This is a genomic window from uncultured Thiodictyon sp., assembly GCA_903837595.1.
In the GTDB taxonomy this organism is placed as follows: Bacteria; Pseudomonadota; Gammaproteobacteria; order Chromatiales; family Chromatiaceae; genus Thiodictyon.
This window is the reverse complement of sequence record CAILVI010000345.1, coordinates 1-17650: the sequence shown is the minus strand read 5'-3', so window position 1 is coordinate 17650 and position 17650 is coordinate 1. Positions and strand designations below refer to the sequence as shown.

Here is a 17650-nt window from a genome sequence, read left to right as displayed (position 1 = left end):
CGCCCCCCCCGTGGGGCCCCTCCGACAGGCTGCGGATGCGCTCACGCAACTGCTTTTGAATCTCGATGCTATCGTCCGTCAGGACGCGCAGGATGACCAGTGCCAGCAGGAATCCGATGATAAAGATCATCGCCGTAAAGACGAATTGGTCGGACATGGTGATTACCGTAAAAGTCGCGCTGGGAGCGCGGTCCATTTCTCCCTCCCCTATTGGGGGAGGACGGGGTGGGGAAACGGCCAAGGCGCCCGCCACTTTCATCTTGCGGGATGGTGCGGGCGCCATGGCCGTTAACCGCCGTGCGCCGGGTCAAAGACTTCAAGCCCCAGTTCCAGACCGCGCTGAAGCAACTGCGCGTGGAACTTGGGCACGATACCGGTGGCCATGAAGTGCCCGCGCACCCGACCTTCGCTATCGAGCCCCTCGCGCTCGAAAGCGAAAATCTCGCTCATGACGATCTCGTCATCCGCCATGCCGTCGATCTCCTGGATGCTGACGATCCGCCGGCGCCCGTCCTCGTGACGCTCAAGCTGCAGAACCAGGTCCAGCGCGGAGGCGATCTGGGCGCGCAGCGAGACGGTGGGAAGCTGGACGCCGGACATGGCCACCATGCTCTCGATGCGGGTCAGTCCGTCACGCGGGGTGTTGGCGTGGATAGTGGTCAGTGAGCCGTCGTGCCCGGTGTTCATGGCCTGCAGCATATCCAGGGCCTCAGCGCCGCGGACCTCGCCCACCACGATCCGGTCCGGCCGCATCCGCAGACAGTTGCGCAACAGGTCGCGCTGGGTGACCTCGCCGCGCCCTTCGATGTTCGGCGGTCGGGTCTCGAGCCGAACCACATGGGGCTGCTGCAATTGTAGCTCCGCCGAGTCCTCGATCGTAATGACCCGCTCGTCCGCCGGGATATAACCCGAGAGCACATTGAGCAGGGTGGTCTTGCCCGTCCCCGTGCCACCGCTGACCAGGATGTTGCGCCGTCCGCGCACCACCAGTTGCAGCACGCGCGCGATGTCGGGCGTCATGGCCCCAAGCTCGATCAGGCGCGCGGTCGTGAGCCGGTCGGCCGGAAAGCGGCGGATGGACATCACCGGGCCGTTGAGCGACAGGGGCGGGATGATCGCGTTGACGCGCGAGCCGTCGGCCAGACGCGCATCCACCATGGGCGAGGATTCGTCGATGCGGCGCCCGACGCGGGAGACCACCCGGTCGATAATGGTCATCAAGTGGCGCTCACTGTCGAAGCGCACACCGGAGAGCACCAGCTTGCCGCGTCGCTCGACATAGATCTGGTCGGGGCCGTTGACCAGGATGTCGGAGATCGAGGGGTCCGCCAGCAGGTCCTCCAATGGACCCAAACCCACGATCTCGTTTTCAATCTCCTTGACGATACGCAGCCGGGTGGGGACATTGAACGGCAGGTTCTCTTGGGCAAGCAGACGCTCGCACACCTCCTGGATCTGGACCCGTGCCTCCTTGTCCGCCATGTTGGCCAGCAGCGACAAGTCCATCATCTTCACGACCCGTTGCAGCAGTGCCTGCTTGACCTCCTGCTCGCTGGCGGAGAGATCCGTGGTCAGGCGCCGCACCGGGATGCGGCTGAGCTGTTGGCTGTCTAGGCTGCTGCCCGGGCGGGCCGCGGGGTTGCCGATTCGATTCGTCGGTAGAGCCATGATCTAAGGCGAATTCCAACAATTAGCATAGCGCCAAGTGTAGGTGCGACTGAAGTCGCACCTACATCCGATCCGACGGTAGTGGGTATCAGTTTTTTCGGAAATCACCTAACACCTCAGCGCCGGCCGCCCGAGAGCCAGGCCCAGGGGTCGCGGGGGCGCCGATCGGGCACCGGCTGCCCGGTCATCAACGAATCCACCAGGTCCTGCAGGGCGGTGCAAAGCGGCGAACGGGGCGCCAGCTCAAGCAGCGGAGTGCCCAGATTGACGCTCTTGGAGACGTTGGCATAGTCGTTCGGCAGCGTTTCTATGCGCAGCCCCGGCAGGGCGCCGACGAAGTCTTCGAGGGTCACTTCGCCCTGTTTATGGAAGCGGTTGATGAGCACGATCAAACGGTCGGCGGCAATCCCCAAGGGGCCGCCGAGCAGACTCGCCACGCGTTTGACCTCCTGTAGATGGGTCACCAGCTGCTGGACGACCAGGATGACCATATCGGAGCGATCGAGCACCGCCACGGTGGCCCGATCGATGTGGCGCGGCAGGTCGATTACCAACTCCTGGTAGGTCTTGTCCAGGACCGCAAACAGCTTGCCGACCCGCCCCTCATTGATATCCTCGGGCAGCACGACGTCCTCGGTGGCCGACGCCAGCAGGTGCAAACCGCTTGAGTGCACCTGGGTGTAGCCCGGCAGGGCCGCCGCGTCGAGTGTGTCCACCTGGTCCAGGGCCTGGACCAGACCGTTGCGCGATTGCAGGTTGAAGTAGGTTGGCAGGTTACCGAACTGTAGATCGAAGTCCAACAGCACGGTGCTGCGGCTGCGGGCACTGGCCAGGATGTGGGCATAGTTGGCGGCACAGAAACTGGCGCCGCTGCCCCCTTTGGCGTTCATGAAGGTCGTGACACGCGCCGACAGGTTGCCGTGGTGCTCATGCTCCTCCTTGGCCAGGCGATCGAGTGCGGCGACCAGGTCCTCGGCACCGACCGGCAGCGAGAAATAGTCCCGGCCCCCGAGCCGCATCGTGGTACGCATCAGCGCCATATCCCCGGCCGGCCCCACCACCAGGAGCGGCTTACTCGCCGGGGCGTCGCGTTTGAAACACGCGGCCAGCAGGGATTGCCAATCCTCCTCGACCAGCAACAGGATCACGTCGCAGGGATCCTTCAGGTCCGTCAGCGACGGGGCAGCGCCGTCGACCACCGGGCTCACAGTCACCTGCAGTTGGCGATGATAGGAAAGCAACCCCTCGAGCTGGGACAAGGTGGGGCCGGGGCGTCCGACGAGCAGGACTTTCAACTGATGACGCATGGGATCCGGTTAGGGGCGGCGACCGAACGGCGGGGCCGCTGGGGGTTCATTACAGGGGTTACCGGGCGCAGAATCACGGTGCTTTGACGCTGAGTGTCTGCCCGACGGCGCTGCGGCTGCCGACATCCTTCCGGTAGGCCTCCAGCGCCGCCCCGGCCTTGACCGCATCAAGCCCGGTCCCGGCGGTTCCGGGGTTCGCGGTCTGCAGGGCGATGGTATGACGCACCGACTCACCAAAGGTGGCGTTGGCAGCGCGTTCCTCGTCGCCCGCGCAGCCCGCCAAGAGCACCACGACGGCACAAAGAACGAATTGTAGGGCATATGCCATCAGATTATACCGAATCGGTTAGGACTGTTAAAATTTCTTAAAGATCGTGACCGAACGCACCCTCGCTGCCGGACCGGTCCGGCCCGATGCCTTCGTTGGGGGCAGCGGCGCCAGAGCGGGGTGTGCGGCCTTGCGTGCGCCCCATCAGATAGAACTCCAAGTCATTGGGTTCCACAAAGTTGTCGGTGGGCAGCTTGACCTGCTTCTGGTCGAATGAGCGGGCGAGCCGCGGGGTGACGAAGATCACCAGCTCGGTCTGGTCCTTCTGGAATGACTGACTGCGGAATAACATGCCGAGAACAGGAATCTCCCCAAGCACCGGGAACTTATCCACGTTATCGCGCATTTTCTCGTCGATCAAACCCGCGATGGAGATGGTCTGACCGGTCTTCACCTCCACCGTGGCATTGGCGCTACGTGTTTTCAGGCCCGGATTGGGATTGTTGGCTGTCGCATAAGAAAAGTCCAGTTGAGAGACGCTGATGCTCACCTTCAGGCTGATGACCCCGGAATCGAGCACGACAGGGACAAACTGCAGGCCCACCCCATAATCCTTAAACTCGGTCGTGTACAAAACCGCCCCCTGCGTCGGCTGCGCGACGGTATAGGGATATTGGCCGCCCGCCAGGAACTTGGCCTCCTGGCCGCTCAACGTCGTCAGGTTGGGCTCGGCGAGTATCCTGGCTAAACCACTATCCTTGGCGGCATCGATATACATGTTCAACAGGAAGTTGCCGGCGAGAAATTGGGAGAACATGCCTTTACCCAATAGGGTCACCGCACTCTGGGCCGCATAGCCGGGCACACCGACACCCAGCCGCGGGTCGAGGGTGGCGGAACCGGTGTTGGTGCTCGTGATCGCGCTAGTTTGGTAATTTGACGGAATACTAGTGGTGCTGACTGTGCCAGCACCGCCGGTTCCGGCAAAGGTACTTGTTGTCGAGGCGTTAAGACCAGCTCCGGATGTAACGGTCGCGGTCGTGGCAGGGAATGTGGTCGCCGGGAACGTGTAGGCCCCCGCATCCAAGGTCCCCATCTTGATCTGCCCGCCGTTATAGAAACCATTCAGATGCATATCGAGCCGCTTGCTCAGAGTGCGCGAGATCTCCGCGATCTTGACCTCCAGCAACACCTGCTGGGCACCGCCGACCTGCATCATATTGAGCGGCTTTAGTCCAGCCGTCCCGGCAAAGCTCTCAGCCAGTTGGATGGCGGCCGCCGCCTTCTCCGGGCTGGAGACCACACCGCTGACCACGATGGCGCCCTGGGCGGAGCGCACCTCAACCCGCTCGCGGGGAAGCACATCGTGGAGACGGGCCTTCAGCTGTTCAAGATCGGGGGTTACCTCCAGTGTGATGCTGCCGCTGATCCGATCTTTGGCATCCCACAGGATCAGATTGGTGGTTCCGAGTTTCTTGCCGACGACATAGATCTGGCCAGGGTCGAGCACCAGGATATCCGCGATCTCCGGATCGGCCACCGACACCCGCGCCGCCCGCGAGCGCAGCTTGATGACCCGTGACTGACTCAGTGCAACCGTCACCTGTTCGCGGGCGGCGGCGGCGTCGCTAGCCGCGGGGCGCGCCTGCGCCGCCGCCGGCAGCAGGGCCTGGAGGAGCAGCAACAGACAGAATCCAGCGGCGAGCGACACCGCCCAAGTCCACCGCACCGGCGGAGCGCCGGTCGGTTCAACCCGGATTGGCGGTGGCGTGTTGGCGTGCTTCATCGCGATTTTCCGGGCCTGCTCGGTCGTCGGTACCCCATTATCTCAAGCGGATGATTGTGGCACATCGGTCACTCACTGCCCAGAATCCGGTCCGCTACCGTATTTATTATTGACGTAATCCACCATCCCCTTGGCCGGCATTGGCTCGGCGGCGCCGCGATTGATCGCATCTGCGGCAGCCATTGGGGGCGGCTTCTCCTCCTCCAGCGACTTCGCAAAGTCGACACCCGTGTACTGACGTTCCCATTTGGTTCCGCGGATCACCAACACCCGTTCCGGCTCACGGCGGATCTGCGCCGGGGACGTCTGCGATGGCGTCGTGGCAACCGCCGTGGGTCCGGGCACCGCAGGCCCAATCGTCGGCGCCAGCGGTTCAACCTTCGCCACCGGGGGCTCAATCTTCGCCGCCGGGGGTTCGGGCGCAGTCTCGGGGATATCCACTTCCAAGGGGTTACGCAGCATCACCTGCACCGGGCCGGCTTGGCTCGCCGCCACGATCTTCTCCGCCTCGGCCGGGCCCACCTCAAGGGTCAGAGAGCGCACGACGACGGTACCCTTCTGGTCCGGCGACGGGGGCGGGTCGACCTGCAGTACCTTAAGATTCCGCAAGAAGGTGCGGAACTCGGCGCCGCCGTCGGACCGGCGCTGGTTACCCATCAGGTCGACCCGATTACCGGGGACCACAAAGCCAGCGATACCAACCAGGTTGTTGGGCTGTATCGTGAAGGCACGCTTGCCCTCTTGGAGCACCGAACCCAATGCACTGTCACCCACGAGACCGACCACCCGCCCTTGGAGAATCACCTCCCCCGTGACCAACGCGACCGCAGCGACCCGGCCGACGACCGTCTGCAGGTCCCGGATCGCGGTCGGCGGGACCGCGGCGCGCGGCAGTTGTACCATCTTGACCGCGGCGGCATCGATCTTGGTGCCGAACGGGATATCGACTGCCGCGGCGACCACCCCGACGAGCTCAGCGCCGGCGGCCTCGGCACTGGCCGCCATCCGGGTCGTCATCCAGCGGTTGGCAGAGTAGGCAGCCCCGCCGGCAAGCGCGAGCGAGATCAGCAGCATCAACAGGGTACGCGGGTTCATTCTGCGGCTCTTGTGCTCGCGACCGTATCGATGAAAACGGTAAACGGAGATCGCCCAGGGCCTTGATTATCGTTCCATCCGTCCGTTGAGGCTTGCGCCGGTTGGCCTTCAAGCCAATCGCGACCGCTCGGGTGACCCAGGGCGCCCGGTCTGCCTAATGGCCAAACTAACAGATGCCCGTCGCCGAAACCGTGATCAAGGCCCGCTCGGGCGGGCGAAAAACAAAAACTGTCGGGGCGGGCAGTATAGCGATCTATTCTCAGGCAGCGGAACCGGTTTGTGATCGGAAGTGCCATGCCGTCAGACCCATGGCACCCAAAATGAGCGCAATACGAAGCTGTTCGTGATCGGCTTACCTAGGCACGAGCAGCTTAACTCCTCGTAAGTTAAGCAACTCCCGCTCACCCGTCGACCAGCTTAGGGCGAACCGACACCCGGTAATTTTATGGGATTGAGAATGGCCACAGTACCGCAGCGGTGCTGCCGAGTGCGATCGGCACGGCCAACGGCAGGCGCGCTGCCAGCGCCTCGTCGGAGGTAGGGGGAAGATACTGGAAACGCCCGGTGACCCACAGAAACCGGATTATCCGGCCATAGCGCTGCCAGGGTCCGGTCGCCCCGCGAGTCCGCCACGCCATCACGGCATAGATGACCGCCACAGCACCCGCGGCGACGATGATCGGCAACAACGCGTAAAACAGCCGCTCCGGACCCAAAAAGGTACCTAGGGCGCCAATCAACTTGACGTCTCCCGCCCCGGTACGTCCGATCAGATAGAGCGGAAAAAACAGGACCATCGCCAAGCCGAGCCCAGCCAAACCCGCCCCAAGACCATCGATCCCGGCACTGATAGCCTGCACCAGCAAGCCAAGGAGAGCCCCAGAGACTGACAGCGCATTCGGAACCTTGAAGGTGTGAAAATCCACCCAGGCCGCCGCCCAGACCAACACCAAGAGCGGAACCAGCACCATCAGCGGTTGCGGGCTAGTCATCAAGGGGGCAAGGGGGCTAACAAACATTCGCTCCTGATAGCCACCCGCTGACGGGACTGGCTTGACGGACCTTCATCTAGCCGCCTTGCTGCACCTCGGGGCATAGAAAAAACCCGATACGCCCTGCCCCGGCTTGAGGCTCGGGATCAGGACGACCGGACTGACTCGGGCCGCAGTCTTTTCTTAGATGCCAACCGACGCGCCCCCAACACTCAAGCTATCCGTCCACCAAACTTGCCGCCGTGACCGACGGTTTCTCGGGGGATGCGTCCGCCTTAAGTCAGGCTAGCGGCGATCTTATTCACGGCGGTCTTGACATTAGTACCCAGTAACGAGTATGCGGCAATCGCCGCAACCGCGACCAAGGCCAGAATCAACGGCCACTCAGCCGACTCGCCGCCGTCCTCGTCGCACCAGAAATTCTTCAACACACCCATGAGTTTCATGATATCCACCTTGTTGTTCAAGTCTCGGAAAATGTGCCTAGACGCCGGTGCAATCCGTCAGGGGGACACGCCCACCGGTTGAGTCGCACACAGCACAGCACAGCCTTGGCTCACCCTCAGCCTCCACCGCCGGGCGGTATACGCCCACAATCTAGCGCCTAACTGTAAAGGAAGTTTAACGTACCCGCCTAACCCAGTCAAGAAGGAATTAATGCGATCTGCATCACATTTTCCGGATCACAACAGGCACCATGCCGGTGCACAAAGGGCCGATCGGGCACCGGCTTGCAGGCCCCCGCAGAGGCTGTATCATCGACGCCGCCGCACCAAGAGGCAAGAGTAGTCGCTCACAAATTTGGGCTGTCGCAAGAGCCCTACACACCACCGCCCCAGCGTAGGATTGGCAAGGCGCACCCAAGGGTGCCGCGGGCCGAGCATCGCGGCGCGACTAACCAACCGAGGCCAGCACCATGATGACCGTCACCCGGCCCGAGCACGCCCCGGGGGCCGCGCGCCTCGACGCGGTGTTTGGCTAACCCAAGCGACCACTGGACGCGTTAGTCAGTGATGAGCGACCCACCCGCCGCGCCACGGCAGGCCTGGCCGACTCTGCTGGCGCTCCTGATGCTGGTCGCAGCCGGAGGGGCGACTGCCGCCTCGTTGGATGAGTTGCAGCAGTCGGCAGACCCCGCCGCGCTGCTGGACGGCGGCAAGCGCTATTTCTACGGGGTCCAGGCACCCCAAAGCATCGACCGGGCTATCCAACTGTTTTGCCAGGCGGCACGCTACGGAAGCCCAGAGGCCCAGTACCGGCTGGGCGATATCTATGCCCGCACCCTGGCGGGCAAACGCGACGAGGTGCTGGCCGCGGCCTGGCTGTTGCGGGCCGCCCGCTCCAGGTACCACGCGGCCAAGGCGCGCCTGGCCCTGTGGGATCTGACCACGGCCGTGCTGCCGGCAGAACCGCCGTGTGTGCTGAGCGGCCAGATGGTGGCACGGACCCTACCCCGCCCGTCGCGGGACGTAGCGCCGTCGCAGTCGCCCGCGCCAGAGGCGGCTGCGAACCCGTTGCCCGCCATGGCGATGGCGACCAAGAGCCCGACGCGGGCGCAGATCGAACGACTGGTCCGCGCGCTGGCCCCCGAGTTCGGGCTCAACCCGGAGTTGGTGCTCGCCGTCGTTGAGGTGGAGTCCAATTTCATCCCCACCGCGCAGTCGCCCAAGCGAGCCCAGGGCCTGATGCAACTCATCCCGGCGACCGCCAGTCGCTTCGGCGTGACCGACCCCTGGGACGCCCATCAGAACCTGCGCGGCGGCATGGCCTATTTGCGCTGGCTGCTCGACCACTTTGACGGAGATTTAAGCCTCGCCCTAGCGGGCTATAACGCGGGTGAGAAGGCCGTACAGAATTACGGAGGGATACCGCCCTACGTGGAAACCCAGAACTATGTCAGGCGCGTCGCCCGGGCCTTGGGGGTCTCCGAAGAGGGGCTGGGCACGGTCGACGCGCGCCCGCGCGCGGTCGCCAGACCCGCGCTCGGCGGGGGCGATGGGCAGCAAGCGAATCCGCACACGACGTCGCAGCGCCGCCTTGTCGCCATGGACGAGCCAGGCTGAAGCGCCCCGCGCGTGCCGTGGTGAACCCTCTACGCCGCGTGCTGGTGAGCCTGCTGGGCCTCTTGTTAAGCCTGGCGGGCGCCGGACTTCTGGCCGCCGCAGTCGTCATCAAGGCCAGCCTCGAGCACCTCGCCCGCACCGAGGCACCGCGGGAGTCGTCGTTGGCACAACCCCTGCGGATATTTTCGGCCGACGGCCTACTGATCGGGGAGTTCGGTGCCGAACGCCGCCTACCAGTGCCATTGGGGGCGATCCCGGCGCCCCTCATCCAGGCCTTCCTGGCGGCCGAAGACAACCGTTTTTATGCGCACTACGGCATCGACCCGCGCGGGCTCGCCCGCGCCGCCTGGCACTATTTGACGACCGGGGTAGCAGCGCAGGGGGGCAGCACTATCACCATGCAACTGGCCCGCAACCTCTCGCTCACCCCCGAGAAGACCTTCGAGCGCAAGTTGGCGGAACTGCTCCTGGCCCTGCACCTGGAGCGCACCTTGACCAAGCAGGAAATCCTGACACTCTATCTCAACCGGGTCTTTTTCGGTCACCGGGCCTACGGTGTCGGCGCCGCCGCCGCCCTTTACTACGACAAGCCGCTCACGGCCCTGACGCTCGCAGAGTCGGCGATGCTGGCCGCCATCCCCAAGGCCCCGTCCACCGACAACCCGGTGACCCATCCGGACCACGCACTGGCCCGCCGGGACCACATCCTGGGGCGCATGGCGGCGCTGGGATTCATCGATCAAACCACCTACCGGACTGCCCTGGCTGAACCGGACCAAGCACGCCTGCACCAGCGCCCGCCGGAGCTGGACGCCGGCTATGCCGCCGAGATGGCCCGCCGTACGCTGTTCGAACGCTTTGGCGAGGATGCCTATCGGCGGGGCTATCGGGTGACCACCACCATCGACGCCCGACTGCAACGCGCCGCCCAGGAGGCAGTCCGGGAGGCCATCCAGGCATATGACCGGCGTCACGGCTACCGCGGAGCCGAGGCGCGCCCGGCGGTAAACGCCGGCCCGGGCGCCAACCCGGACGAGGGCGCCGACCTGGCCACGCTCGACGCACTCTTGGCCCGAACGGACGACCTGCCGGGGCTGCGGGTCGGCTGGGTGCGCAGCGCCGATGCGCGGCACGCCGAGGTCTATCTCGGCCACGGCGAACGAGTGACCCTTGAGTTGGCACAGGTGCAGTGGGCACGCCCCTTGCGCACCGTCGACCAGCAGGGCCCCGCCCCCCGCCGCGTGGACGCCGTACTACACGCGGGAGACATGATTCGCCTGCGGCAGGACCCGCGAGGGCATTGGGAGCTGGCCCAGCGGCCCAGGGTAACCGCCGCCCTGCTCGCCCTGGCCCCCCGGGACGGAGCCATCCGCGCCCTCGTCGGCGGCTATCGGTTCGGGGCGGACCAGTTCAACCGCGCGGCCGACGCGCACCGCCAGAGCGGCTCTGCGTTCAAACCCTTCGTCTATGCCGCGGCCCTGGCGCGCGGCTGGACCCCGGCCAGCCTGATCCTCGACGCCCCGCTGGCGTTAGCGGGCACAGAGGACGAGACCTGGACCCCGGACAACTTCGATCATCGGGCCTTGGGTCCGATGCGCCTGCGCCTGGCACTGACCCAGTCGCGCAACCTGGCCGCAATCGACCTCCTGCAACGGGTGGGCGTCGACGAGGCCCGGGCCTTTGCCGCCCGCTTCGGCTTCGAGCTGGAGCGGCTGCCCCGCAACCTGACCCTCACCCTGGGGGTCGGCCTGGTCACCCTACCCCAGTTGGCCGGGGCCTATGCTGTTTTCGCCAATGGCGGTTTCCGGGTGGAGCCTCACCTGATCGCTCGCATCGAGGATCGCGAGGGCAAGACCGTGTTCCAGACCGATCCACCCCGCGCCTGCACCGACTGCTGGTTCCGGAACTCAGACGCGGCCACCCCGGACCGACTCCCCACTCCCGAGGCAACCCTGGCCGACCGCGTCCTGGAACCCTCACTGGCCTACCAGATGCACTCCCTGCTACAAGACGTGGTCACTCGCGGCACCGGCCGCCGCGTCCTGGAACTGCATCGTTCGGACTTGGCCGGCAAGACCGGCACGACCAACGCCGTACGTGATGCCTGGTTCTGCGGTTATCAGAAGGATCTGGTAACCATCGCCTGGATGGGTTTCGACGACGCGGCGCCCCTGGGACGGGGCGAGACTGGGGGCGAGTCGGCCGCACGACTGTGGACGGGATTCATGGGCGAGGCGCTCAAGGGCAAACCCGAGGCCCAGCTACCGGTTCCGTCTGGCATGGTACGGGTGCTGGTCCACGGCACCGACGGCACCCCAGCGGGCCCCGCCGACGCCGACGCCATCGCCGAATGGGTGCGGGAGGCCGATCAGGATTTTCTCGCCGGCCCGAACCCGGTATTCTGGTCCGCGGACCGGGACATCACCGACGGTATGCCCCCAACCATCATTGACGAGGTTTTCTAAACAAGGAACGCCGCCGCGGCACCCCCATCATTATCCTTTTGCAGACGTTTCCGCCATCACCAGACGGACCTCCGGTGCGCCGGTGCGACTGGAACGGCTTTCGCAGGGTTTGCCAAGTCCTCCGCAAACCAAGGAGAATCCGAGACCCCAAGCGCTCGGCCCCGGCTAGTCTCCGGATTCCGGACACATCCGCTTTGGTCTCTTCAGTTACTTGAGGTGCGAATGCTCAATGTTACGAAACACATCGCTAGACTGGGTCTGTCTTGGCCCCTGCTAATTGGAGTATTTATTTCGCTGGCCTGGATCATACAGCCAGTATCTCCCTTTTTGCTTGATCCAGATACCTACTGGCACATCGCGACCGGAGACTGGATCCTTTCACATGCTGCTATACCGACTTTCGACCCGTTTTCGCATACCATGCCTGGCCCGCCTTGGCTTGCTTCAGAGTGGCTCTCCGATGTGATTTTCGCCGTCGTCCAGCGTGCAACTGGCTGGAATGGACTAGTCTTTCTCTCGATCGCCTGCGGCGCAGTTACGATTGCCCTTGTGGCGCGCTTCCTCTTCGATCGGATGCCAGCGCTCTACGCCTTTGTCTTCCTGATCCTGACCTACGCTACTCTCACAAATCACCTCCTTGCGCGACCCCATATACTTGCCTGGCCGCTATTAGTGATTTGGGTGAGTAGGCTGGTGCAGGCCACTGAGCAAAATACGCCACCGCCGTGGTGGCTCCTTGGCATCATGGTGCTCTGGACCAACCTGCACGGGAGCTTCATTCTCGGCTTGGTGATAACCATACCCTTGGCCATTGGAACCATCGTTGCCGCTCCAGTTACACAGCAGAAAAAACTTACCATCATATGGATCCGGTTTGCCATGCTAGCGACACTGGCTGCGATGTGCTCTCCGCACAGTTGGCATGGACTGGGGCTCATCTTTGAGATCATAGAAATAAATCAACTACAGCGAATTACGGAGTGGCAATCCGCAGATTTCACCTCCCTGAACCCTCTCGAAACGTGGATCTCCGCGCTACTCGCCCTGTCGTGTCTTGGCTATCTGAGATTGCCGATCATGCGACTTGTTCTTCTACTTGGCGTGTTGCACATGGCGCTTAGTCATTCTCGCTACATATCAATTTTCGGGCTGCTTACACCGCTGCTGATTGCCACCGCTGTCGGCGAATGCTACCGAGCGCGTGCCACAGAAGCCAGCACGGGCATCAAGTCGCCTCACAGACTCTTGCAAATCGTGGCAAACCCAGCCTCCGCGCGAGCTACGGCCACCAGCTTGTGCCTGGTTTTCTTGATGGGATTACTAAGCCCGCTGATCCACGAACGGACGCCAGACCTCAAGAACACGCCTTCGGCAGCGTTGGATCAAGCCAAGGCATCGGGACTCACCCGCGGCATTATTTTCAACGATTACAGCTTTGGCGGATATCTTATTTATCGCGGCATTCCAGCATTTGTCGATGGACGTGTCGTTGGCGGGAATGCGACCATCACGACTTACCTCTCCATCCATGATTCGGTCAGCAAGCAGCAATTCGCCAGTGGGCTCGACAAAGCACAGATCACGTGGACATTGCTGCCCACGGGTAGCCTGCTGGCAAGCTTTCTCGATGAGCTGCCGGAATGGCACCGTGTCTTCGCGGACGACATTGCAGTGGTTCATGCCAGGCGCCCATTACAATAACTGAGACCCTATATCTCTGGCCCCGGCTCGCCCAGGGGCTGTAGTGGCTAAGGCAGCGACCCTCCAGGAACTCCGGCCTTCTGTCGGCCGGGCACCCCACGCCCCTTCGTCAGAGCGCTGACACTTGCGCCTTAGCCGCGGCTTACCTAAGCCCAAAAATGCCTAGCGCTCGCCGCCGAAACCCGCTGACAGCACCACGGCCACTGGACTATGATACGCGCTTGCTGTGTAACGGCAGTGGCGTCACTCGCCACCCAGATCGCCTATTACGAGCAATAATTCAACCATAGAACTTCCGGATGAAGATGCCAGCAATCATTAGAGACTGACAGCGAGCGGCTCAATGCCGACACCTGATCTGTCTAGCACAATACTTATGATTCATTTTCGATGTGATAAACACCACTCTTCGACAACGTGGCCAAAGAACCGGTGTACCGGCCTTCCGCGTACCATGGCCGTCTCTATTCTGGCACTGCTGGCACTGTTGACGGTAGCGAGCATCAGCACCGTTCCCGCCGCACAAGGCATCATTGATGGGCACCATACCCGTATGGAAGCAACATCCAGATCGACTGATACCGCACTTTTTCGGAGTCTTGTCACACAGGTGCGCTCAGGGGGAAACTATTACGTTGTAGCCATTGCAACCCAACGCACAAGTGGCTATCCCGTTCGCCCCTTCTTCACGATTCGGCTGCCGACACTGACCTGGCTGATCGCGTACCTCTCGCCGCTGGTAGCGCGCCTTCTCATCCTGCTTCTGGCAGCGGCAACCGTCATCACCTTGACCATCCGGCTGACGGCGATCATCGATCAGACTAACCTGCGGATGGTTGTCGGGATATTGTTGATCATCTTTGGCGTGTTTCCGGCATTAGTCGAGCCGGCGATCTGGCAAACTGAAATATGGGCGGGTCTATTCATCACCCTATCCCTGGCCCTGCGCCAGCCGGAGCGTTACTGGCCGAGCATCGCTGCGGCACTGGCGGCCGTGCTCATCCGTGAACTGGCCCTGCCCTATCTGCTGGCCATGGGGCTACTGGCGGCATTGGCCGGGCGGCGACGGGAAACACTCGGATGGGGCATCGCCATCGGTTTGTTTGCGGTTGCCTTTCTTGCCCATGCCCAGGCCGTCCACGCACTAATACAGCCCAACGATCCCGTATCGCAGGGATGGAATGGACAAGCAGGCTGGGCATTGTTTGTCTCCTCCTGCTGCCTGGGGACCATCCTGATGGCGCTACCGACGCTGGTGGTCGCCGTGCTGCTGCCCTTCAGCTTTTTCGGTCTGGCCGCATGGAACGCGCCAGTCACACTGCGCGCCTTCATCACCCTTTCGGGATACGCACTATTGATCACGATGTTCGCACGCGTGGACAATGTGTATTGGGTGTGGATGATCAGCCCGATCCTCGGTCTCGGCCTGCTGTTCGCGCCCTATTGCCTGACTGATCTGCTCAGGAGTGCGCGCCGCCGCGCCGGTTCGACATGCGCACCACACCATTGATCGGCACCGCTTCGGCACTAGCGGCTGCCTTATCCGTATCTTCCCGCATAATTCCTGACCCACGGCACCCATGATGCGGATACGGGACATCACTCTGAACCTCACTGATCGCTGCTATGTCTTCGCCGCTTGGGGTACACTCCTTGCCGTTTATCACCTCACATATCGCGCCTTCTTTCCGACGCAACGCGGAACCTTGGGACACGACTTTGGTCTCGCCTTGGCGGGCAACGTGGATGGTTTTATCTGGTTCCTAAAGAACGGCCCGCTTGAGGTTCCTTGGTTTACGCCATCCTTTTGCGGCGGTGTGCCGTTTTTCGCGGATCCGCAGTCTGGCTATTACTCCGTGCCACAATGGCTGACCTTTGTGATGGATCCACTGACAGCCGCCTATCTGACCCTACTGCTGTTTGCGTCGCTGGGCTATTTTGGGATCTATGCACTCGCCCGGCAAGGCTTTCGCCTCCCGCTGAGTTGGTCTATCTTCGCTTCCGCACTCTTTTTCTTTAATACCTTTTTCCCCTATCGCACCATTATCGGGGAATACGGCTATCTTGGCTTCGCGCTAGCCCCTTGGCTGGCCTATTTCCTCATTCGCCCCGCGGCGGCCATCACGGACAGACTGGCTTTTTCCTTGCTCGCCGGCGGGATCGCCGCCTATTGGCTGCAATCGGGCCTGACGACGCTGATGGTCCCTGCCACCTTGAGTATTGCTCTGATCCTACTGGTGTACCGTCTGCGGCAGCCGTGGCCGCGGGACCTGCCGGGACGTATATTTGTCGCGCTCGGTGTCACTCTCGCTTTTTCGGTAAGCAAACTGGTGGCCAGCCTCTCGTTTTACAGCCGGTTTGAACGTACGCAATATTTGCTACCCGGATTCACGGACCCGTTTGTCCTGTTTCAGACCAGCGTGCTTGCCTTGTTCGGTTCCAGCGAGAAGGCGTATGCCGTCACGGCCGGGCACCTGGTCAATGCGCAATGGGCAGTGCTGCCACACGAATGGGCCTATAGCTTCACGCTGACGCCGATCTTCATCATCCTTGCCGCCCGCGTGCTTAATATACCGCAGACACGCAACCGAGGGCCGAATGAGTCGACAGCAGCCGTCGGCCGATCCGATCGGACGGGGATCAGCAAAACGCAGGCCGTCGCCCTGACCATCGCCGCGATCTCACTGATACCACTCGCATTGCAGCTTTACACCCCGGAACTCAATGCCTGGTACAAAGGGCTGCCGCTGATCGGCGCGACGGCTTTCCCCATGCGTTGGCTCATCGTTTATCTGCCGGTCCTGCCCATCGCCACGGCCCTCGTTGCCAGTCACATGTTAGGTGCCCGAACAAGACAAGCACCGTGGTTGGTTGGCGGCTCCATCGTGATGCTGATCGCACTGACCTTAGCAGACTCCAAAGCGTATTATGCCGACCAGCCCTATCGCCCGGGCGCACTGCTTGATGGATACAGCCGCCTCGCAACCGGCGCGGTGAAAGAGCAACGGATTCGTGCCATTGGCGTCATGACCGACCCAGACCCTTGGGCGCCGGAGGCCAAGGCACGACGCAATGACTTAGTGGTCGAGGGCATCTCGCAGGCGCAGTGCTACAGCCCGGCGTTTGGCTATCGGCTGGAGAGATTCCCGCGCGGCCGGCTGGTCGTAGGGGATGTCATGGCGGAGAGCGAAGGCTACCTGAATATCAAGAATCCCGCCTGCTACGTTTTCCCCGAAGAAAACAAATGTGCACCGGGCGACCATTTCCGCGTCGCAGAGCGAGAGAAGGCCGAGGCGTTCGTCTCCTATGCCCCATTCCCATTCAACAAGAGCAGGCTTCAGCGCACGGCGGACCTCGTAACAATGGGTACACTGATCACGGTCGGCGCCTTCCTGCTGTTCCTATGGCCCTGGTTCTCTTGGCGACGGCGACGGACAGAGGCACACCGGTGATGGGATCATTCAATGGTTCAACCATGGCTTTACTGCATAGACTGATCGTAAAATTTACGTCGCTATTCCTCTTAGTATCTTTAGCCTTTTGCTATTACGTATCGGTGCGTTCCGTAGCGCAATATCCGGCCATGACCGACTTCGGAAAGTTCTATGCCTCGGCTCAATTTTTTCGAGATGGCCAAGACATTTATTCACCAGTAGCAATCACCGCGCTCGGTCCACTACCTCCAGACACACAATTGTACGGACAGTTCTTGCATCCCAACTTGAATCTCCCCGTGGTGACGGCGTTGTTCGTCCCGCTTACGTTCCTGGATTTTTCCGCGGCGTTCATGTGCTGGAGCGCCTTCTCTATGCTGTGCGGACTCGTGGCAATTCGGCTGGTCGCCAGCAAACTGCAGGTCACACTGCCACGGGGAACCGGCACATTGTGGTTGGCCATTCTGTTACTCAGCTATTATCCGACGTGGTGCACGATCAGACTGGGGCAAGTCTCATTGGTATTGTTTCTGCTGCTGGCGATGGGCTGGGCGGCGGCACGCGAGGACAAGTACCGGCTGGCTGGACTGGCCATTGGACTGGCGTTACTGCTCAAGATATTCGTGCTCGCGCTGATCCCATTCTTCTTGGCCGCCAAGCGCTGGCGACTCGCCATTTGGAGTCTTGGCGTCTTTGCCGCCGGTCTTCTTTTCAGTCTCGCGGCATGCGGGCTTGATGCCCATCGCGCTTATATCGATGCCATTTCAGGAATTACATGGTATGGGTTCAACTGGAACGCCTCGCTGCTTGGTTTTTTTTCGCGAATCTTCGGCGGAGCTGAGAACACGCCAGCGATCGACGCCCCCTGGAT

13 protein-coding genes are annotated in these 17650 nt (G+C 62.3%); 6 read left to right on the top strand and 7 right to left on the bottom strand.

Going from position 1 to position 17650, the window contains the following annotated elements; all coding sequences use genetic code 11:
• Window positions 1-288: 288 nt before the first annotated feature.
• The 7 genes from QZY44_RS19520 to QZY44_RS19490 form a co-directional block, all read right to left on the bottom strand.
• A complete protein-coding gene (locus QZY44_RS19520; protein ID WP_295450294.1) occupies window positions 289-1668 on the bottom strand; it encodes a CpaF family protein in 1380 nt (459 codons plus the stop codon).
• Window positions 1669-1784: 116 nt separating this feature from the next.
• Complete coding sequence (locus QZY44_RS19515) at window positions 1785-2975, bottom strand: AAA family ATPase (protein WP_295450291.1); 1191 nt, start codon at window positions 2973-2975, stop codon at window positions 1785-1787.
• A gap of 73 nt (window positions 2976-3048) precedes the next feature.
• Window positions 3049-3303: a hypothetical protein gene (locus QZY44_RS19510; RefSeq protein ID WP_295450288.1), complete on the bottom strand. Its 255-nt coding sequence runs from the start codon at window positions 3301-3303 to the stop codon at window positions 3049-3051.
• 37 nt (window positions 3304-3340) lie between these two features.
• Window positions 3341-5029 (bottom strand): type II and III secretion system protein family protein, encoded by a 1689-nt coding sequence (locus tag QZY44_RS19505; protein WP_295450285.1) that lies wholly within the window; start codon window positions 5027-5029, stop codon window positions 3341-3343.
• 72 nt (window positions 5030-5101) lie between these two features.
• Window positions 5102-6124, bottom strand: coding sequence for a Flp pilus assembly protein CpaB (gene cpaB / locus QZY44_RS19500; RefSeq protein ID WP_295450282.1), 1023 nt, complete (start codon window positions 6122-6124; stop codon window positions 5102-5104).
• 443 nt (window positions 6125-6567) lie between these two features.
• Window positions 6568-7116 (bottom strand): A24 family peptidase, encoded by a 549-nt coding sequence (locus QZY44_RS19495; RefSeq protein WP_295450279.1) that lies wholly within the window; start codon window positions 7114-7116, stop codon window positions 6568-6570.
• A gap of 275 nt (window positions 7117-7391) precedes the next feature.
• On the bottom strand, window positions 7392-7562 hold the full coding sequence (locus QZY44_RS19490) for a Flp family type IVb pilin (RefSeq protein ID WP_295450276.1): 171 nt from the start codon (window positions 7560-7562) through the stop codon (window positions 7392-7394).
• A gap of 567 nt (window positions 7563-8129) precedes the next feature.
• Here QZY44_RS19490 and QZY44_RS19485 point away from each other — a divergent pair.
• From QZY44_RS19485 to QZY44_RS19460, 6 genes are all read left to right on the top strand, one after another.
• A complete protein-coding gene (locus QZY44_RS19485; RefSeq protein WP_295450273.1) occupies window positions 8130-9179 on the top strand; it encodes a transglycosylase SLT domain-containing protein in 1050 nt (349 codons plus the stop codon).
• Window positions 9180-9199: 20 nt separating this feature from the next.
• Window positions 9200-11644, top strand: coding sequence for a PBP1A family penicillin-binding protein (locus QZY44_RS19480; protein WP_295450270.1), 2445 nt, complete (start codon window positions 9200-9202; stop codon window positions 11642-11644).
• A gap of 222 nt (window positions 11645-11866) precedes the next feature.
• Complete coding sequence (locus QZY44_RS19475) at window positions 11867-13345, top strand: hypothetical protein (protein ID WP_295450256.1); 1479 nt, start codon at window positions 11867-11869, stop codon at window positions 13343-13345.
• Between the two features lie 454 nt (window positions 13346-13799).
• Window positions 13800-14855: a hypothetical protein gene (locus tag QZY44_RS19470; protein ID WP_295450254.1), complete on the top strand. Its 1056-nt coding sequence runs from the start codon at window positions 13800-13802 to the stop codon at window positions 14853-14855.
• Between the two features lie 70 nt (window positions 14856-14925).
• Window positions 14926-16797: a hypothetical protein gene (locus QZY44_RS19465; RefSeq protein ID WP_295450251.1), complete on the top strand. Its 1872-nt coding sequence runs from the start codon at window positions 14926-14928 to the stop codon at window positions 16795-16797.
• A gap of 131 nt (window positions 16798-16928) precedes the next feature.
• On the top strand, window positions 16929-17650 hold a 722-nt coding region (locus tag QZY44_RS19460), incomplete at its 3' end, for a glycosyltransferase family 87 protein (RefSeq protein ID WP_295450240.1).